The 19,158-nt window shown below is 63.9% G+C and carries 14 protein-coding genes; 7 read left to right on the forward strand and 7 right to left on the reverse strand.

Annotated elements, in window-relative coordinates:
• Nucleotides 1–49 precede the first annotated feature (49 nt).
• From oiaX to USDA257_RS11210, 5 genes are all read left to right on the forward strand, one after another.
• The gene (gene oiaX, locus USDA257_RS11190; protein ID WP_014763062.1) at nt 50–1,306 is read left to right on the forward strand and encodes a 3-oxo-isoapionate-4-phosphate decarboxylase OiaX; all 1,257 of its coding nucleotides are present in this window, start codon (nt 50–52) and stop codon (nt 1,304–1,306) included.
• Between the two features lie 31 nt (nt 1,307–1,337).
• Nucleotides 1,338–2,675 carry a four-carbon acid sugar kinase family protein gene (locus tag USDA257_RS11195; RefSeq protein ID WP_014763063.1) on the forward strand — a complete coding sequence of 446 codons (1,338 nt, stop codon included), beginning with the start codon at nt 1,338–1,340 and terminating at the stop codon, nt 2,673–2,675.
• Nucleotides 2,676–2,874: 199 nt separating this feature from the next.
• Nucleotides 2,875–3,702, forward strand: coding sequence for a transporter substrate-binding domain-containing protein (locus USDA257_RS11200; protein WP_014763064.1), 828 nt, complete (start codon nt 2,875–2,877; stop codon nt 3,700–3,702).
• A 62-nt stretch (nt 3,703–3,764) separates the two neighbouring features.
• A complete protein-coding gene (locus USDA257_RS11205; RefSeq protein ID WP_041414098.1) occupies nt 3,765–5,045 on the forward strand; it encodes an NAD(P)/FAD-dependent oxidoreductase in 1,281 nt (426 codons plus the stop codon).
• Nucleotides 5,046–5,061: 16 nt separating this feature from the next.
• Complete coding sequence (locus tag USDA257_RS11210) at nt 5,062–6,033, forward strand: amino acid ABC transporter permease (protein ID WP_014763066.1); 972 nt, start codon at nt 5,062–5,064, stop codon at nt 6,031–6,033.
• 230 nt (nt 6,034–6,263) lie between these two features.
• Here the strand turns inward: USDA257_RS11210 and USDA257_RS11215 are convergent, their stop codons facing one another.
• A complete protein-coding gene (locus tag USDA257_RS11215) occupies nt 6,264–7,076 on the reverse strand; it encodes a PfkB family carbohydrate kinase (RefSeq protein WP_014763067.1) in 813 nt (270 codons plus the stop codon).
• A gap of 73 nt (nt 7,077–7,149) precedes the next feature.
• The gene (locus USDA257_RS11220; RefSeq protein WP_014763068.1) at nt 7,150–8,163 is read right to left on the reverse strand and encodes an SIS domain-containing protein; all 1,014 of its coding nucleotides are present in this window, start codon (nt 8,161–8,163) and stop codon (nt 7,150–7,152) included.
• Nucleotides 8,164–8,374: 211 nt separating this feature from the next.
• On the opposite strand from USDA257_RS11220, the gene USDA257_RS11225 reads away from it, so the two are divergent.
• Nucleotides 8,375–9,106, forward strand: a complete 732-nt coding sequence (locus tag USDA257_RS11225) for a GntR family transcriptional regulator (RefSeq protein WP_014763069.1) — start codon at nt 8,375–8,377, stop codon at nt 9,104–9,106.
• A 4-nt stretch (nt 9,107–9,110) separates the two neighbouring features.
• Here the strand turns inward: USDA257_RS11225 and USDA257_RS11230 are convergent, their stop codons facing one another.
• From USDA257_RS11230 to USDA257_RS11240, 3 genes are all read right to left on the reverse strand, one after another.
• Nucleotides 9,111–9,911 carry a potassium channel family protein gene (locus USDA257_RS11230; RefSeq protein WP_014763070.1) on the reverse strand — a complete coding sequence of 267 codons (801 nt, stop codon included), beginning with the start codon at nt 9,909–9,911 and terminating at the stop codon, nt 9,111–9,113.
• 64 nt (nt 9,912–9,975) lie between these two features.
• A complete protein-coding gene (locus USDA257_RS11235) occupies nt 9,976–11,340 on the reverse strand; it encodes a sigma-54-dependent transcriptional regulator (protein ID WP_014763071.1) in 1,365 nt (454 codons plus the stop codon).
• Nucleotides 11,337–13,211, reverse strand: coding sequence for a sensor histidine kinase (locus USDA257_RS11240; RefSeq protein WP_014763072.1), 1,875 nt, complete (start codon nt 13,209–13,211; stop codon nt 11,337–11,339). Before USDA257_RS11240 ends, USDA257_RS11235 begins: the two co-directional genes overlap by 4 nt.
• A gap of 234 nt (nt 13,212–13,445) precedes the next feature.
• Between USDA257_RS11240 and USDA257_RS11245 the strand changes: the two genes are divergently transcribed.
• Nucleotides 13,446–14,771 (forward strand): dicarboxylate/amino acid:cation symporter, encoded by a 1,326-nt coding sequence (locus USDA257_RS11245; protein WP_014763073.1) that lies wholly within the window; start codon nt 13,446–13,448, stop codon nt 14,769–14,771.
• Between the two features lie 90 nt (nt 14,772–14,861).
• Here the strand turns inward: USDA257_RS11245 and USDA257_RS11250 are convergent, their stop codons facing one another.
• Both USDA257_RS11250 and USDA257_RS11255 read right to left on the reverse strand, forming a co-directional pair.
• Nucleotides 14,862–15,779, reverse strand: coding sequence for a response regulator transcription factor (locus USDA257_RS11250; protein ID WP_014763074.1), 918 nt, complete (start codon nt 15,777–15,779; stop codon nt 14,862–14,864).
• On the reverse strand, nt 15,772–19,152 hold the full coding sequence (locus USDA257_RS11255) for a hybrid sensor histidine kinase/response regulator (protein WP_014763075.1): 3,381 nt from the start codon (nt 19,150–19,152) through the stop codon (nt 15,772–15,774). Before USDA257_RS11255 ends, USDA257_RS11250 begins: the two co-directional genes overlap by 8 nt.
• Nucleotides 19,153–19,158: the final 6 nt, after the last annotated feature.

Genomic DNA, 19,158 nt, shown 5'->3' on the forward strand with positions numbered 1-19,158 from the left:
TACCAGTTGAGGCGAGCGAGGCTACTTATTTCACGAAGAGCGAAGTGCCGTGATCCGCATCACCTACCGCATCGAGACCCCGGGCGACGTTGTGGCGCTGGCGGCCAAGATCGCCAGCGATCAGTCGACCGGAACCTTTGTGCCGGTCCCCGGCGAAACCGAGGAATTGAAGGCGCGCGTCGCGGCCCGGGTCGTCGCAATAAGAAATCTGGAGCCGACCGACCGCCCCTCCTGGCCGGAGGAGGCGGGCGAGGCGAAACGCTTCAACCGGGCCGACGCTGATATCGAATTTCCGCTCGATGCGGTCGGCACGGATCTCGCCGCGCTGATGACGATCGCCATCGGAGGGGTCTATTCGGTCAAGGGGATGACGGGCGTTCGGGTGGTCGACATGAAGTTGCCGCCGGAATTTTGCGCCGCCCATCCCGGGCCGCAGTTCGGCGTCGCCGGGAGCCGCCGGCTGACCGGTGTCGAAGAGGGCCCGATCATTGGCACAATCGTCAAGCCCGCCTTGGGCTTGAGGCCGGAGGAGACGGGTGAACTGGTGGGTGAACTGCTCTCCTCCGGCGTCGATTTCATCAAGGACGACGAGAAGCTGATGAGCCCGGTCTATTCGCCGCTGAAGGAGCGCATCGCCGCGATCATGCCGAGGATCCTCAACCACGAGCAGAAGACCGGCAAGAAGGTGATGTATGCCTTCGGCATCTCCCATACGGACCCCGACGAGATGATGCGCAACCACGATCACGTCGTTCAGGCGGGTGGCAATGCGGGGGTCGTCAACATCAATTCGATCGGAATGGGGGGTCTTGGCTTCCTACGCAAGCGCTCGGGGATCGTGCTCCACGCGCACCGAAACGGCTGGGATATCCTGACCCGCCACGGCGGTCTCGGAATGGAATTCTCCGTCTGGCAGCAGTTCTGGCGGCTGATCGGCGTGGACCAGTTCCAGATCAACGGCATCCGCGTCAAATATTGGGAACCGGACGAGAGCTTCGTGAAATCCTTCAAGGCGGTCAGCACGCCGCTCCTTTCCGAACGCGATTGTCCGCTGCCTGTGGTCGGCTCCGGCCAATGGGGCGGGCAGGCGCCCGAGACCTATGCCCGCACCGGCGGCTCGACCGATCTGCTTTATCTCTGCGGCGGCGGCATCGTCAGCCATCCGGGCGGCGCTGGCGCCGGGGTCAGGGCGGTTCGTCATGCCTGGGAGGCGGCGGTCGCCGGTATTCCGCTTGCCGATTATGCCAAGGATCATCCGGAACTCGCCCAGTCCCTGGTGAAATTCGCCGACGGCAAGGGCACCTGACCCACTCAAGTTGAGCCATGGAAGGCCGCGCATGCAGACACCATTGCTGAGTTACTACGGCGACGACCTCACCGGCTCCACCGACGTCATGGAGGCGCTCTTCTCGCACGGCGTCGAAACGGCCCTTTTTCTCAAAATTCCGGAGGCGGCGCTGCTTGAACGCTTCGCCCATTGCCGCGCCTTCGGTCTTGCCGGCACGAGCCGTAGCCAGACACTGGACTGGATGGCGGAACATCTCCCCGCTGCCTTTGTCTGGCTGAAATCGTTGGGGGCTGAGATCGCCCATTACAAGGTCTGTTCGACCTTCGATTCGAGCCCGACGGTCGGCAATATCGGCAAGGCGATCGAGATCGGTCGGGAGGTGTTCGGCAAGGCGCCGGTGCCGCTGGTGCTCGGCGCGCCGCAAATTCGCCGTTACACGGCCTTCGGCAATCTCTTCGCCGCCTGTCGCGGCGAGACCTACCGGATCGACCGCCATCCGGTGATGAGCCGGCATCCGGTGACGCCGATGGACGAGGCAGACGTCCGCCTGCACCTGTCGCGGCAGACGTCGTTGAAGACGGGGCTGGTCGATATCGCCCAACTCGCCTCGGGTGAAGCCGACGCGGTCACCGATTTCGCCTTCGCCGAGGGAAGCGACATCGTTCTCCTCGACGTCGCGGGGGCGGAGAGCCAGGCCGCCGTCGGTCGGCAGCTTTGGCGCAAGCGTATGTCCGGCGGCCAGTTTGCCTGTGGTTCCTCCGGCCTCGAATATGCGCTCGTGCGCGAATGGCGCCGGCTTGGCCTGCTCGGCGAAGCGCCCGCCTTTACGGCGCCCGGACCGGTCGAGCGGATCGCCGTCGTTTCCGGCAGCGTCTCGCCGACCACCGAACGGCAAATCCGCCACGCCCTCCAAAACGGTTTCGAGGGGATCGGGGTCGATCCGGTCGCGCTTGCCGCCGCGGAGGGCGGTGCCGCGCTCGAGAATGCGATTGCGCGGGGCCTTGCGGTTCTTGCGGAGGGGCGGAGCGTCATCCTCTATACGGCGCTTGGCCCTTCGAGCGACCGCGGCAATGCGATCCGCCTGGAGGACGGGTCCCGGCACCGGATAGGCGAGCGGCTCGGCTTGCTGCTCACTGAGCTGGTGAAAAGGGCCGGCCTTCGCCGCGCCGTCATCGCCGGCGGCGACACGTCGAGCCACGCACTGAGCCAGCTTTCCGTCGACGCGCTGACCTTGCGGCTGCCGCTGCCGCAATCGCCGGGATCGCCGCTTTGCACCGCCCATAGCGCCGACCCGCTGATCGACGGCATGCAGGTGGCGCTGAAAGGCGGCCAGGTCGGCCTGGACGATTATTTCGCGATGATCCGCGACGGGCGACCAGCCGCATAGCGAACCTATTCGCCCGAGAGGCGCCTGCCGCGCAGTCTGCGACCTTGTCATCACGAATGCACATGGTCTCATCACTTCGTTTCATGGGTCGGGCAGCCATTCGGCCTTGACAGCCAGCCGCTTCGACTTACAAATCTAGTTGTCAGACATCTTACATAAACGGGAACTGTCCGCTGACGGATTTGAACAGGAGGATTGCGTGAGGAGACTGTTTGCAAAGCTGGCCATCGGCGCTGCCGCACTGGCGTTCGTGACCGCCGCACAGGCGGGCGAAACGCTCGACCGGGTCATGGACAAGAAGGCCATGGTCGTTGCCACCAATAGCGGCTGGCCGCCCCAGAGCTATCTCGACGACAACAACGAGATGGTCGGCTTCGACATTGACGTTTCGAAGGAGATCGCCAAGCGACTCGGCGTCGAAGTCAGCTTCGAGACTCCCGATTGGGCGACGCTGACCGGCGGCCGCTGGCAGGGGCGCTACGATCTCGGCGTCGGTTCCGTCACCCCGACCAAGGCGCGTGCGCAGGTGATCGACTTTGCCGGCATCTATTACTACAGCCCCTATGTCTATGTCCTTCACAAGGACAGCCAGGCGAAGTCCGTCACTGATCTGAACGGCAAGATCATCGGCGTGGAGACCGCCACGACCTCCGAGGACTTCATTCGTCGCCAGCTCGAGATCGACGCGCCCGGCCTTTCGCCGGTCGAATACAAGCTCGAGCCCGGCGAAATCCGCACCTTCGCCGATTCAATGCTTCCCTTCGACGATCTGCGCCTTGGCAACGGCGTACGGCTTGACGCCGTCATCGCGCCGGAACAGACCGCCATGAACGCCATCAAGAATGGCTACCCGCTCCGGGTTCTCGACGGCGAATACGCCTTCAAGGAGCCGCTGGTCGTGATTGCCGAAAAGGTCGATCCGGACTGGACGAAGAAGGTCGGCGATATCATCGCCGAGATGAAAAAGGACGGTACGCTCGCGACGCTGACCACCAAGTGGTACGGCAAGGACTATAGCGCCGACTGATCCTTGCTGCGGGCGGCTGTGCCGCCCGCAGCCTTGTCATGCGTCGATCTCTGCGGGTGATCATGTCCTATCCGAATACCTATTACAAACAGACGATGGCCGACACGAAGGTCAGACCAGTTCTCTCCGAAGCCGTCGAATGCGACACTGTTGTCGTTGGCGGAGGCCTCGCTGGTCTGACAACGGCGCTCCAGCTCGCCCGCGCCGGCCAGTCCGTGGTGGTCCTCGAGGCCGAGTGTGTCGGCTTTGGCGCTTCGGGCCGGAACGGCGGCTTCGTGAGCCCGGGTTATGCCACCGGCACTGCGGAGATCGCCAGAAGGGCCGGCGGCGAAGCAGCCCGGCAGTTGCATCTTCTCTCGATAGAGGGTGTCGATTTCGTCCGGCAGACGATCGAAACGCTGAAGATCGACGGCGCCCGGCCTCAGGCCGGACTTGTCAGTGTGCTGCGCCATGACGATGGCAAGAGCATGAGAGCGCATGCGGACGAGATGAGGCGCGCCTACGGCTACGAGCTCGAATATCTCGACACCGACCAGGTTCGTTCCGTCCTGAAGTCGAAGCGCTATTTCCACGGTCTGCGGGACGGCCGAGCCTTTCACATTCATCCGTTGAACTACCTTCGCGGCGTAGCGGACGAGGTCGAGCGTCTCGGCGGCCGGATCTACGAGCGATCGGCGGCCATTGGAACGGCGCTTAACGGCGCCGAAAAGACCGTCCAGACGATCCGCGGAAAGGTCCGGGCGCGCCAGGTCGTCTTCAGCACCGGGGGCTATACCGGCCCTCTGAACGGCCGATTGAACCGCGCGTTCCTGCCGATCGCCACCTATGTGATGCTGAGCGAGAAAGCGCCGGAGCTCATCCGCACTGCGGTCGCCACCAGCGACGCGGTCGGCGACAATCGCCGCGCCGGCGACTATTACCGGCTCGTCGACGGCGGTAAACGGCTGTTGTGGGGCGGGCGGATCACGACGCGGGCGGCCTCGCCGGCGGCGCTTGCACGGGAGTTGCGCCGCGAGATGGTCGGGACCTATCCGCAGCTTGAGGAACTGAAGACGGAACTCGCCTGGTCCGGCCTCATGTCCTATGCGCGCCATCTGATGCCGCAGATCGGCGAGATGCAGTCGGGCGCCTGGCATTGCACCGCCTTTGGCGGCCATGGGCTCAACACGACCGCGATCGGCGGAAAGCTTGTCGCCGAGGCGATCCTCGGCCAGTCCGACCGCTACAAGCTCTTCAAGCCCTTCGGGCTCGTCTGGGCCGGCGGCTATGCCGGCCTCGCGGTCGCTCAACTCACCTATTGGAAATTGCAGGCCCAGGACTGGTGGCGCGAGCGCGCTGCCTGAACGCCGGAGAGTTTGGATGATTGGTCGCTTGGTACTGACTTACCCGGACGCGGCGCGACGCACCGGCGTTTTCCTTATGCTCGCGCTCGTCACGGTTGCCATCTACGGCCTCGGCATCAGTCCGGCCTGGATCGCGCATGTGCTGCCGTCGGCTTCCGACTGGATCGCCGCCCATCCCGCGCTTGGGCAATTCCTTGGGGCATTGCTGATAGCTATCACGGCGGCGGTGAACTGGAAGGCGTTGCGCCAGCTGCCGCGCCACCTGCAGGTGGTCGGCGTCTGGATGGAGCTTTTCGCGCTCCTGATGCTGTTCTTCTATTCCTTCGATCTATCCTTCGCCTTCATCGCGAAGAAGATCGGCTTTCTCGTCTCGCAGGGCGTCGTCACGACACTCTACATATCGGTGATCTCGATAGCGGTCGCGACGATCATCGCACTGGCCGGAGCGATCGCGAAGCTGTCGAAGAACGGCGTCATCTACGGTTTCGCCACCTTCTACACCTCGCTGTTTCGCGGCCTGCCGCTATTGATGCAGATCTACATCATCTATCTGGGTCTGCCCCAGGTCGGCTACGTCATCAGCGCCGTTCCTGCCGGCATTCTGGCGCTGTCGCTGTGCTACGGCGCCTATATGACCGAGATTTTCCGGGCCGGCATCGAGAGCATCCCGCGCGGCCAGACGGAAGGCGCCACGGCTCTCGGCCTGAGCTCCGCCCAGACCATGGGACTGGTGATCCTGCCGCAGGCGATGCGCGTCATCATTCCGCCGACCGGCAACCAGTTCATCGCGATGCTGAAGGATTCATCGCTCGTATCCGTCGTCGGTGTCTGGGAGCTGATGTATCTCGCCCGCACCCAGGGGCAGACGGAGTTCCGCCATATCGAGATGCTGATCACCGCCTCGATGATTTATTGGCTTCTCTCGGTCTGCCTGGAGTATCTCCAGTCCCGCATCGAAGCCCGGTTCGGTCGCTTCGATGTCCGTTGATGCGAATGTCGAGCCGGCAAGTGCATCTGCGCGCCGCGGCGCTGGGCTTCATCGCCTATGCAGACACCGCGTTATGATCTTCATGAGTTGGGGGCGCATCGTCGAAGGGGCGAACCGGCGGCGTTCTTTGCTCACCCGAAGTGTGAACGTGCCAGCCTGTTCCAGAGTCAGTTGCTTCCTTGAGAATGGCAGCGCCATAAGCGCACGACTAGATGCGGCAGACCTGTACCTCAGAGCGGCTGCGGGTCTTGCGGGAAACCGCCGATATGGGTGCAGGTGAGGGAGGCGAGGTCGCGACCGGCTTGCAAGCATTCTGCAAGCGACCGGCCTTCCGCCCGGGCTGCGATGAAGCCGGCGATGAAACTGTCTCCGGCACCCGTCGTGTCTACGACCTCGACGGGCCGGATACCGGCCGAGGCTCGCTCCTTGCCGTCGATTGCAAGCGAGCCACGCTCACCGCGGGTCACCACGGCAAGCCGGGCGCCGCGTGACAGGAAGTCGGCGGCCAGGCGTTCGGCCTCAGTGTCATTCTCGCCCGCCGACCCAAATGCGATCGACAACCCCTCGACCCCGAGGTGCGCGACCGAAGCGTTGACCGAGATGTCTTGCGAGACGCTGACACCCGCCGCCGAAAGGGCGTGACGCAGCGCCCCTCCGTCATCGAGCCAGCCGATATGAACGTGATCCATCGTCTTCAGGATCTCGATTGCGGCCCGGTCCGGCCGATATCCGGCGCAGACTCCGAAGTCCTCGTGGACGAAAATCCGGTCGCCCGCGGACGTCATATCGATGTCCGTATAGGCGGTATTGCCGTCGCTTTCCCGCAGATGATCCAGCCTCACTCCATTTTCATGCAGGAGCCGACGTATCTTTGCGCCGTCCGGGTCCCGTCCGACGGCGCCGAAATAGAATGAGTGATGACCGAGTCGCGCAAGCTGCACTGCAACATTGACCGCATTTCCGCCGACATAGGATTGGGCGAGCGGCGGACGATAGCGATCGATGCAGTTGTCGCCGACGGCGGCAAGGCGGAAGGAGGTCATGGCTGTCCCTGACAATTGCCCAGCGGAGCCGCGAATGCTGTTGCACCCGCGACCCTTCGTGCCGCTTGCCGGCTCAATACGCAACGCGCTTGTAGTAGCGCCGCGTCGTCAGCGGATGATTGCGCATCACTTCGAGATGCGCGCTGATGCGCTCGAGCACTGTCGCAAGGACGATGGGCGAGACGAGACCACGCACTTCGGCCGATATGCCGGGCAGGTCGAACTGCGCCGTATCGAGCACCGTCAGCTTGTCCGTATAGATCGGAGCGAAATTCTCAACGCGCTCGGCGAGCGGCCGCAAGCTGTCCTCGCCCTTGAAGAGAATGACGCTGACGCCCTTCTCGACAAGTTCCAGCGTGCCGTGGAAGAAGTCCGAGGCGTGCACGGGACGGGTGCGGATCCACTGCATCTCTTCGAGAATGCACATGCCGTAATAGGATGCTTCCGGCCAGGCGTTCCCCGCCGCGGTGATGATGTGATAGTCCGAGCCGGCGAGAATCTTGGCGAAGTGTTCAGCCTTGGCCTCGTAGCTGCGCTTCACGTCCAGCAGCAACTGCGGAAGCCTTTCCAACTCGCCGACGATCTGCTCGCAATTGTCAATTTCGCCGCGGTGCCGGAGGATCGACAGCGCAATGAAGAGCGATTGCAGGTAGAAGGATTCGCAGGACGTGTCGTCTTCGGCGAAGTTGACGAAGGTATGATCACCGCCTTTGCCGAGCGGCGTGTCCTCGTGCCCAACCAGCGTCAGCACGGTCGCGCCGATCTCCTTGACCTTGTCAAGCAGCACCACGCTTTCCTTCGTGGTGCCGGAGAGGGACGGTATGACGACGATCGACTTCTCCGTCAGATTGGCCGAGCCGGTCACGACAAGCTCTGCGGCAAGATCGGCGAAGACGGGGAAGCATGATTTTCGCTGGAGCAACTGCACGGCCGGCTGCATCAGGATGGCGGCGCCGCCGGTTCCCAGGAAGAAGATATTCTCGGCGCCCTTATCGAGGCAGGCCCGAATGACCGCGTCGAGGCGCGGCCCGAGGGCGACGGCGCCGGACTGGATCCGAAGAAATCTCTGTTCGTCAAAATTCAGCATGGTTCCCTCTCGATGGTGGCAGGCGATCATCGGCCTGGATGTTGTAAGACAACTGACGACATTGGGAGGTTGTGTCAAGAGGCGAAGAGGTTCTTTAGGGAACGATCGTCGTCCGTCGGGTTCCTGAATTGCAGCCTCTGCCTGCATGCCCTTGACCGCAGCGAATTTGTCAGACAAGAAGGTCGCGTCCGCCAGCGCATTGGAGAAAGAATTGGACGAACCGCTTCGCGATACGCGCACTCTGGTTATCCAGCTTCGCGATCGAATCGCCGACCTGATCCGCGAGGAGGGGCTGAAACCCGGCGACAAATTGCCGACCGAGGCGCAACTGACGCAGCGTTTCAAGATCTCGCGACCGGCCCTGAGAGAGGCCCTGAAACTGCTCGAACAGGATGGCGTCATCTATGTCGAGCACGGGCGCGGCCGGTTCGTTTCCGCCATGTCGGCCGTCCAGGTGGACAGGCCGATCACCGTGTTCGAGAGCGTCACCGACATGACGCGCCACTACGGCTATGCGACCCTCAACAAGGTGCTTTCGATCGCAGAGGAAATGCCCGACGCGGTCACCGCTGAACAATTGAAGCTAGGGCAGGGCGAGCGCGTCATCCGTCTCGAAAGGCTGCGCCTGCAGAAGGACGAGCCGATCCTCTATTGCGTCGATTACATTCCGCGCAGCATCATTCCGAACCGCCTCTACGACATCGACTGGAGCGGCTCGCTGCTCGATCTGCTTGATCGCTTCCGGCACCGGCCGCGCATGTCTTCGGCCACCGTTTCGGCCGTCATGCTGCCGGAGGACGTGATCGAACGCCACGATCTCAGAGACTTCGGACCGGCGCTGCTCATTCGCGAAACCTGTTTCAGCACGGCCGGCGCCCCCGTCGTCCACGCCATCGACTATCATCGCGGCAGCCACTTCACCTTCAGCTTCGCACGGAAGTAGCCTCTCAGTCGCCTTCGTCGGGGATATTGAGGAGGTGGCCGCAGGCCTTGCAGTGGACGGCATCGAGGTCGTGCCTCTGCAGCCCGCATTGGGGGCAGGGGAAGTTCACCTTGTGCGGACGAACCACGGCCTGGGCGAGCCTGACGAAGAGCGATATACCGATGATCATCGTCACGACGGAGGTGAGCTTGCCCAATGTGCCGGGCAGCGTGATGTCGCCAAAGCCGGTCGTGGTGACGGTCGCCACGGTAAAGTAAAGCGCATCGACGAACCCTTCGCCGCCTTCCTGTGCATAGAAGAAGGTCGTGTAGACGAAGCCGGTCATCATGAACAGAAAGACGAGGAAATTCAGGCAGGCGCGGACCACGTCCTGAAGGTGCGCGCCGCCAACGCGGCGCAAGCCCTCGCGAAGCAGCGGGCTTCTCCCGATCGCCCAGATCCGCATGGCCCTCAAGAACGCGAAATTGAACAACAGGTCCGGAAACAAAAGCGTCGCGAGGATGACCACGTCGACCCATGTCGTCGGCCTCTTGAGAAAAACCGGGATAGAAGGAGCCGCGAAAACGCGCGCCAGCAGTTCGATGCCGATCCAGGCCGCGATCGTGTAGTCGATGATGAGATAGGAGGGGCCCGCCCGGAGATAGGGGCCTAGTATGAAGAAGGCGAGGATGCTGAGATCGATAAATGCCAGCAGTGCCTGCCAGCGCAGCGCCCAGGAATCGCGGCCGCGTTCAAGGCGTCGCAGTGCAATCCGCAGCGATCGGAAATTTGTGAAGGCGGATCGCCTGCGCTCGGTCGTGTCCATGGGCTGGAGATAGGCCCGGGAGGTTCGCCGTCAAGCGATTGCGTCCAGCATCGATCGGGCGCCGTCAAGGCTCCTCGGCGGCGGTCCGCCCGGCATAGTCCACCCGATTTATCCCGTGGCGCTGCAGCTTGTCGTAGAAGGTCTTGCGGGGAATGCCAAGCGCCTGCAGCGTCTCCCTGACGTCGCCGCGATGGGCGGTCAGTGCCTCCTTGAGGATATCGGCTTCGTAGCGCTCCAGTCGCTCGGGCAGTGTGCCGGCGCTCGGCGCAGGCGCGCCGGCCGTCTTGACCTGAGTCTCCTCTACGCCAAGCGCTACCCGTTCGGCGAAGTGCGAAAGCTCGCGCACATTGCCGGGCCAGGGGTGCGACATCAGGTGATCGCGCACGGCGACGGAGATCGTCGGCACCTCTCGCCCGAAGCGTTCCGCGGCGCGTTTCAGGAAATGCGAGAAGAGCAGCGGAATGTCCTCGCGCCGTTCGCGGAGCGGCGGGATCGACAGGGTCACGACGTTCAGCCGATAGTAGAGATCCTCGCGGAACTCGCCGCGCTCGGCCGGATCGCCTAGGTCGATCTTGGCCGCCGCAACGACGCGAATGTCGACCGGGCGGACAGTGTTGGTGCCGAGCGGCGTGATCTCGCGGACTTCGAGCACGCGCAGCATCTTGACCTGCGTTGACGGCGGCATCGCCTCGATCTCGTCGAGAAACAGCGTGCCGCCGCTCGCATGCTCGATCCGGCCGATGCGCTTCTTGACGGCGCCGGTGAAGGCGCCGGGCTCGTGGCCGAAAAGCTCGCTCTCGATCACCGTTTCGGGCAGCGCGCCGCAATTCAGGGCGACGAAATTGCCGCTCCGGCGCCGGCTCCACTGGTGCAGAAGCGTCGCCACGACCTCCTTGCCGCTGCCGGTCTCGCCGGCGACCAATACGTCGACGTCGGTGTCGGCGATATGCCTCAGCGTCTGCCGCAGCCGTTCCATCACCGGCGTCTGGCCGATCAGCGGCAGGCTTTCGGAAGCCGCCTCCGCCGCCTGCCGAAGCGCGCGGTTCTCCATCACCAGCCGACGCTTCTCCTCCGCCCGCCGGGCGCTCTGGACGAGCCGGTCGGCGGCAAACGGCTTGGCGATGAAGTCATAGACGCCGTCCTGGATGGCCTGGACGGCCATCGGTATGTCGCCATGGCCGGTCACCAGGATGACCGGAAGGTCCGCGTCGAGCTCGGCGATCTTGCGGTAGAGGGCCAGCCCGTCCATGCCCGGCATGCGGATGTCGCTGATGACAACCCCCTCGAAGCCGGGATCGAGTTCCGCGAGCGCCTCCGATGCACCGGCGAAGGGCGCGACCGTAAAGCCAGCGAGTTCCAGGGTCTGCTGCATCGCCTTGCGCAGGTCGCGGTCGTCATCGATCAGGAACGCGGAGGGGGCGCCGCTCATTGCATGTCAGCCTTCTTCAGATGCACGGTGAATGTCGTTCCGGACGGGCCGCTATCGACCTCGATCGTTCCGCCATAGTCGGAGACGATCTCCTTCGAGATGGCGAGTCCGAGACCGAGGCCTTCCTCCTTGGAGGTGTTGAAGGGGGTGAACAGCTCGTCCCGGATGGCGGCCGGAATGCCTGGGCCGTTGTCGGCGACCGTAAGCAAGATGCCACCCGCCGTCTCCTCGCATCGCACCCGGATCGCAGCGCCGTCGCGGTCGCCGATCGCTTCCAGCGCGTTCTGCAACAGGTTGATCAGCACCTGTTCGAGCCGGATTCGATTGCCGAGCGCCTTGAGGCCGTCCGGCGGCAGTTCGATGCGGATCACGTCCATGCGGCCGGCAAAGCGGCTGCGCAACAGCAGAAGCGCCCCCTCGACGACGTCCCTCATCGCCGTCGGCTCGGCGGCGAAGTGACCCTTGCGGGCGAAGCGCCGCAACTCGTCGGTGATGGCGCCGACGCGCTCGGTGAGTTCGGCGATGCTCGTCATGTTCTCGGAGGCCGTTGCGCTCTGGCCGCGGTCGAGGAAGACGCGGGCATTGTCCGCATAGGCACGGATCGTCGCGACCGGCTGGTTGATCTCATGGGCGACCCCGGCGGCGACCTGGCCGAGGATCGCCAGCCGATTCGCCTGGACGAGATCCTGCTGGACGGCCTGCAGCTTCTCGGCCGTATGCCGGTGGTCGGCGATCTCGGTTTCGAGGCGGTCGCGTGCCATGCTGAGGTCACGCGTCCGCTCCTCGACCTTCACTTCGAGCTCGTTGCGCGCCAGCCGCTCCGCCGCCGACCGCATCGCAACCAGCTGTCGCCGGCGCAAGAGAAGGGCGGCAAGCGCGAGAAGCGGCACCAGTGCGGCAAGCATGATGAGCCGCATCTCCCGTGCGCCCGCCGCGAGCGCTGCCTTGAGCGGCGACAGTTGTTCGAGCCGCCAGGTCGTCGACGGCACTAGCGTTTCTATGCGCAGGAATGCCTCGCTGCCATCACCGGGCAGCAGCGCCTCCAGCGTCGAGGAGCCGTCCGGCCAGGCTTCGATCCGATGGAAGGGCAGCGGCAGCAGCGGCGCATCGCCGAACTGCAGGCTCTCGCGAATGTCGGCGACGCGGTCGTCGGGGATCTCTTTCGTCGCCATGAAGCGCCAGGAGGGCAGGCTGGTGATCAACACGATGCCGCGGCGGTCGGTGACATAGGTCGGTTTGTCCGTGACACGCCAGTCGGCCTCGACGCCGTCGAATTCCAGCTTGGCGACGATGACGCCGAGCGGTCCCTCCGGCCCGTCGACACGGTGCGAGATGTAGAGGCCAGGCCGCCTGCTCACCGTTCCCATGGCAAAATGCTCGCCCTTGCCGTCGCGCATCGCCTGGCGGAAATAGTCGCGGAAGGCGTAGTCGTTGCCGACGAAGCTCGTCGCCTCCCGCCAATTGCTGGCGGCTACCGCGACGCCATCGCGGTCGATCAGATAGACGACGGCCGCTTCGGCACTTGTCGCGAGACTTTCGAGCCTGCGATTGATCGGCTCCAGCGATCGAGGGTTGGGCGAGACCAGCGCTTCGCGAATGGCGGTGTCGTCGGAAAGAACCAGGGGCAGAGCCCGCTGCCGTTCGACGACCGCCCTTAGCAGCGAGGCCTTCAGGCTGGCATCGAGCCGGCTCTGCTCGGCAAGGTCGGCCAGCGCCTGCGATCGGCCATAGGCGCCGGCGAACAGCAGGCCTGCGACCAGGAGTATGAGCGTCACGGCCGCGAAGACGAGCCATGATTGCCGCGCCCGGCGACGCAGCGCGCCCAACTCGTCCGTGCCCGGCGGGTATTTCAACATAGCGACATTGTGCATGTTTTCGCCCAGAGCGCCAGCCGCGCTGTGCGGATTTCCGCACGCGCGACGAGGGGTGCTTGGGTGCGTTCGGCAAAAACTAAGCGATTTCAATGGCCTGAGGCATAAGCGGCGAACTGGCACGCTTGTTGCTTACGATCTCCACAAGGCAGCCGCGCGCTGTCGATCTTCGGAAAAGTGGCCCGGGAGGCCCGGCGCGTTGCCGGACTGGGCGACCCACGTGGAGGATAACACATGATCATCGAACATTCCGCGGAGGTCCGCGGCAAGACACCCTTTTACCGCCATCTCTATGTCCAAGTCTTGGCGGCGATTGCCGCAGGCATCCTGCTCGGGCATTTCTACCCTGAGCTCGGCACTCAGCTGAAGCCGCTCGGCGACGCCTTCATCAAGCTCGTCAAGATGATCATCGCACCGGTCATCTTCCTGACGGTCGCGACCGGCATTGCCGGCATGACCGATCTCGCCAAGGTTGGCCGCGTCGCCGGCAAGGCGATGATCTACTTCCTGACCTTCTCCAGCCTCGCGCTCGTCGTCGGTCTCATCGTCGCCAATGTCGTGCAGCCGGGTGCGGGCATGCATATCGATCCGGCCTCGCTCGATGCGAAGGCGATCAGCACCTATGCGGCGAAGGCCCATGAGCAGTCGATCACCGGCTTCCTGATGAACATCATTCCGACGACGCTCGTCGGCGCCTTCGCCGAGGGCGACATCCTGCAGGTGCTGTTCATCTCGGTGCTCTTCGGCATCTCGCTCGCCATGGTCGGCAAGAAGGCCGAGCCGGTCGTCGATTTCCTGCAGGCACTGACGCTGCCGATCTTCCGGCTGGTGGCGATCCTGATGAAGGCCGCCCCAATCGGTGCCTTCGGCGCCATGGCCTTCACCATTGGCAAATATGGCGTCGCCTCGATCGCCAACCTCGCCATGCTGATCGGCACCTTCTATCTCACATCGTTCCTGTTCGTCTTCGTCGTGCTCGGCGCCGTGGCGCGCTACAATGGCTTCTCGATCGTGGCGCTCATCCGCTACATCAAGGAGGAGCTGCTGCTCGTTCTCGGCACCTCGTCCTCTGAAGCCGCACTGCCGGGCCTGATGAACAAGATGGAGAAGGCCGGCTGCAAGCGCTCGGTCGTCGGCCTGGTCATTCCGACCGGCTACTCCTTCAATCTCGACGGCACCAACATTTACATGACGCTGGCAGCGCTGTTCATCGCCCAGGCGACCGACACGCCGCTGTCCTACGGCGACCAGATCCTGCTCCTGCTCGTTGCCATGCTGAGTTCGAAGGGTGCTGCCGGCATCACTGGCGCAGGCTTCATCACGCTCGCCGCGACGCTCTCCGTCGTGCCGTCCGTGCCGGTTGCCGGCATGGCGCTGATCCTAGGGATCGACCGCTTCATGTCCGAGTGCCGGGCGCTCACCAACTTCGTCGGCAACGCTGTCGCGACGCTGGTCGTGGCGAAGTGGGAAGGCGAGCTGGACCAGGCGCAGCTCTCGGTCGCGCTTGGCGGCGATGCATCCATCGAGACCATTCCGGCGGTGGTTCAGCCTGCCGAATAACTTGCCTCCCAGGGCAACGCACGATAAGTGCGAATTTGGCGCGGTCCGTTAACTCGGTTCGCGCCTTTTTTCTGGAACTAACGAGGATACTCAGATCCCGTGCAGCACCTGCGTGGCCTTGACCGCCGCCGAAGCGCGGTTCTCGACGCCGAGCTTCACATAGATCTGTTCGAGATGTTTGGTGACGGTGCGCGAACTCAAGCCCAGGATCTCGCCAATGTCGCGGTTGGATTTTCCCTTGGCGATCCACAGCAGCACCTCCGATTCGCGCTGGGTGAGCTGGAAATGCTGGCGGAGCATCTCGTCGTCGTTCATGCCGTTTTCGGCGGTCAGCCGAAAGAGATATTCGTTGGCGCCGATCGCGCCGAGATAGGAAATCTGCAGGCCCGTCTGGCCGGCCCGATGGAGCGACAGGTTGCCCTGTCTTTCGCCGCCTTGCCGCTCCCGCATCCACGCGGCGATGCGGGCAGTGACGATCGCAAGTCCGTCGTCGCTGCCGGTGGCGGCGTTGACGAGGCGGGTCGCCTGCGGCGTCGACCAGCGCACCGTGCCGTCGCCGCGCACGGCAAGCAGATGCCGGCCGGCGGCGTCGAGCGCGACGCGGGCGCTCTGGGCCGAACGCGCATTGGAAAGATGGACGCGGATGCGGGCGCACAGTTCGTCGATATTGATCGGCTTGGTGAGGTAGTCGACGCCGCCGGCCTCAAGCGCCCGCACCACGTGTTCCGTCTCGGTGAGCCCTGTCATGAACACTACCGGCACCTGGGCGACCGAGGCATTCGCCTTCAGCCGGGTGCAGGCCTCGAACCCGTCCATGCCGGGCATCACCGCGTCGAGCAGGATGATGTCAGGCGTGATGCGGTCGGCGATGTTGAGCGCCGCATTGCCGGAAGTGGCGATCAGCACGGAAAAACCGGACTGCTCCAGCGCCTCGGTCAGGAAACCGAGAGCCTCTGGAGAATCGTCGACGAGCAGCACGATGTCGCGCGGGTTGGTGGCCTCAGGCACGGGCGTTCGTCTCCTCGGAAAGCAGCCGTTTCAGATAGGCGTCGTAGCCCGACAGGTCGAAGGCGCGGACGTAGGCGCTGACCGCCTCGGCAAAGGGCTGGTTCTCCGGGTTCAGGGCAATCTCCGTCAATCTCGCCTCGATGCCCCTCACGTAGCCGATTTCGCCGAGCTGGATCAATTCCCTGACGTGATGGTCGCCGGGGCTTGTCACGGTACCGGTCTTGCCAATGGGCGACAGGTCCTTGACGTCGCCTTCGTGGATCCATTCCAGGCCGAGATGGATTGCCAGCTTGTCTGTGAGCTGGCGCACGCCGAAGGGCTTGGCGAGCGTGTCGTTGTGACCGATCGCGCCGGCCGCCGAGCCGTCGCCGATATTGGCGGACAGCATGATCGCCGGCGCCGTCTGGCCGTGTTCCCTCAGCTTCGTCACCAGTTCCCAGCCGTTCATGCCGGGCATCGAGATGTCGATCAGGAAGAGGTCGGGCCGCGTCGCTTCGATGAGCGCCAGGCAATCGGCGCCACTCGCCGCCGTCAGCACGGTGAAGTCGAGCGGCACGAGCACCTCGCGCATCAGGTCGCGGTGGTCCGCATTGTCGTCGACGACGAGGATGGTGCGGTGCGGTCCCTTGTAGGAACGGATCTTGCGCACCGGATCCTTCAGCGCCGCCGGGCGGTCGATGGCGGACAGCATCAGCCGCACCTTGAAGGCGGTGCCCCTGTTCTTTTCGCTGGTGACGGAGATTTCCCCGCCGAGCGTCTGGGTCAGCAGACGCGTTATGGTGAGCCCCAGACCGAGACCGGGCATGCGGTGTTCCGCGTCGCCACGCTGGAAGGGATCGAAGATCTTCGGCAGGTCTTTGTCGCTGATGCCGCGGCCGCTATCCTCGATGGTGAAGGTCGCCACCTGGCTGCGATAGGCGATCTCGAAGCGGATGTGGCCCTGATCGGTGAATTTCACCGCGTTCGAAAGCAGGTTGACGAGAATTTGCCGGAGCCGCTTCTCGTCGGTGCGCACATATTGCGGCAGCGAGGCGGCCCGGTTGTGCTCGAAGCCGATGCCCTTGGCCTGCGCCTGCGGGCGGAACATGTCGATGATCTGGTCGAGGAAGTCGTGAATGTTGATCTCGTTCGAATAGACCTGCAGCTTGCCGGCCTCGATCTTGGAGATGTCGAGCAGGCCGTCGATCAGCCCCGAAAGATGGTCGGCGCTGCGCTTGATCACCTTGATCGCGCCCTGCCGCGACGACGGGATCGTCTCGTCGCGTTCGAGGATCTGAGCGTAGCCGAGCACGGCGTTGAGCGGCGTTCGCAACTCGTGGCTCAAGCCGACGACGTAGCGGCTTTTGGCGCGGTTCGCAGATTCGGCCGCTTCCTTGGCGTTCTGCAGCGCTGCGTCGGTCTTCTTATGGGCTGCGATCTCTTTCAGGAGCAGCGTGTTTTGGCGGGAGGATTCCTCCTCCGCCACGACGCGGCTGTCGTGGGCAAGCACATAGAACCAGGAGACGACGCCAGCAAGGATGGCGAAGACGAAGAAGACGACGGCGATGGTCCGCTCGACGACGGCTGCGGTCTCCGGCGAGGCGGCGGTCGTCTGGTGGGCGATCATCGCCAGGATTATGCCGATGCCGGTGATCGAGATGACCGCCGAAATCGCATAGCGGCCGAGCCTTGTCGCGAGCTTCGCCACGACCATATCCGGCAGCAAAGCCTTGGCGACGGTGGAGATCTGCGTGTTCAGCCGCGCCTTCGGCTTGCACATGTCGTGGCAGCGGCTGTCGAGCGAGCAGCAGAGCGAACAGATCGGCGCCGCATAGGCCGGGCACCAGGCCATGTCCTCCGGTTCGAACGGATGCTCGCAGATCGAGCAGGTGATCTCGCTCTCGCGGAACCAGCTTTTGCGCGGCTTGCGGGCGAGATAGAACTTGCCCTCCGTCCACCAGGCGATGAGCGGCGAGACGACGAAGGCCGTGACGAGGGCGATATAAGGCGCGAGCGAGGCGGCAACCTCGCCCATGGCGCCGAAATGCGCGGCGAGCGCCAGCAGCGCCGATACCCCCATGGTGCCGAGGCCGACGGGATTGATGTCGTAGAGATGGGCGCGCTTGAACTCGATGCCGGGGGGTGACAAGCCAAACGGCTTGTTGACGAAGAGATCGGCTGAGATGGTGCAGAGCCAGGCCATGGCGATGATCGAGAAGATGCCGAGCGTCTCCTCGAGCAGACGGTAGATGCCGAGCTCCATCAGGAGCAGCGCGATCGCCACGTTGAAGACCAGCCAGATGACGCGGCCCGGATGGCTGTGGGTGAGCCGTGAAAAGAAGTTCGACCAGGCGAGCGACCCGGCATAGGCATTCATCACGTTGATCTTCAGCTGCGAGACGACGACGAAGGCGACCATCAGCATGAGCGCAGCCGTCTCCGACGGGACGATATAGCCGAAGGCGGTGTAATACATCTGTGCCGGGTCGGCGGCCCTGGTCGAGGGCACGCCGGCGCTGAGCGCGAGCACGACGAGAAAGGAGCCGGCCAACAGTTTCGGCGCGCCAACGATCACCCAGCCGGAGCCGGCGAGAAACACCGCGATGCGGTGATGCAGCTTGCGCTGCCCGTCCGGCGGCAGGAAGCGCAGAAAGTCGACCTGCTCGCCGATCTGCGCCATCAGCGCGAAGATTACCGCGGAAGCCGCGCCGAATTCGACGAGATCGAAGGGCGCGACGGTGCCGGCTGGTCCGGAGGCGTGGTGGATGCCGGCATAGGCGAGCCACAGGCCAACCTTTTCCCAATCCGCAAGCGCGATGAAGGCAAACGGCAGGATGTTGAGGACGATCCAGAAGGGCTGGGTGACGAGCTGGAACTTGCTGATCAGTCGCACGCCGTGGGTCACCAGCGGGATCACCATGACGGCGCTGACGATGTAGCCGATCCACAGCGGCACGCCGAGCGCCAATTCCAGCGCCCCGGACATGATCGACGCTTCGATCGCGAAGAGGATGAAGGTGAAGCTCGCATAGATGAGCGAGGTGATCGTCGAGCCGATATAGCCGAAGCTTGCGCCGCGCGTCAGAAGGTCGATGTCGACGCCGTGGCGGATGGCATAGCGGCTGATCGGCCAACCGACCAGCAGGATCATCACGCTCGCGACAAGGATCGCGACGATCGCATTGGTGGTCCCGTAGGACATCGTGATGGCGCCGCCGATCGCCTCCAGCGCCAGGAAGGAGATGGCGCCGATCGCCGTCTGCGAGATGCGCTCGGAGGAAAAGCGCCGCGCGCTCTTGGCGGTGAAGCGCAGGGCATAGTCTTCGAGCGTCTGGTTGGCGACCCAGCGATTGTATTCTCGTCGAACGGGAATGATGCGCTGGCGTGCCGCCATGGTCCC

The organism is Sinorhizobium fredii USDA 257 (assembly GCF_000265205.3).
GTDB classification, from domain to species: domain Bacteria; phylum Pseudomonadota; class Alphaproteobacteria; order Rhizobiales; family Rhizobiaceae; genus Sinorhizobium; species Sinorhizobium fredii_B.

Bases quoted from the DNA above. Each gene is read 5' to 3' on its own strand.
- USDA257_RS11195 (WP_014763063.1), top strand. From the start codon at position 1,338: ATGCAGACACCATTGCTGAGTTACTACGGCGACGACCTCACCGGCTCC.
- USDA257_RS11205 (WP_041414098.1), top strand. From the start codon at position 3,765: ATGTCCTATCCGAATACCTATTACAAACAGACGATGGCCGACACGAAG.
- USDA257_RS11210 (WP_014763066.1), top strand. From the start codon at position 5,062: ATGATTGGTCGCTTGGTACTGACTTACCCGGACGCGGCGCGACGCACC.
- USDA257_RS11215 (WP_014763067.1), bottom strand. From the start codon at position 7,076: ATGACCTCCTTCCGCCTTGCCGCCGTCGGCGACAACTGCATCGATCGC.
- USDA257_RS11220 (WP_014763068.1), bottom strand. From the start codon at position 8,163: ATGCTGAATTTTGACGAACAGAGATTTCTTCGGATCCAGTCCGGCGCC.
- USDA257_RS11230 (WP_014763070.1), bottom strand. From the start codon at position 9,911: ATGGACACGACCGAGCGCAGGCGATCCGCCTTCACAAATTTCCGATCG.
- USDA257_RS11235 (WP_014763071.1), bottom strand. From the start codon at position 11,340: ATGAGCGGCGCCCCCTCCGCGTTCCTGATCGATGACGACCGCGACCTG.
- USDA257_RS11240 (WP_014763072.1), bottom strand. From the start codon at position 13,211: ATGCACAATGTCGCTATGTTGAAATACCCGCCGGGCACGGACGAGTTG.
- USDA257_RS11245 (WP_014763073.1), top strand. From the start codon at position 13,446: ATGATCATCGAACATTCCGCGGAGGTCCGCGGCAAGACACCCTTTTAC.
- USDA257_RS11255 (WP_014763075.1), bottom strand. From the start codon at position 19,152: ATGGCGGCACGCCAGCGCATCATTCCCGTTCGACGAGAATACAATCGC.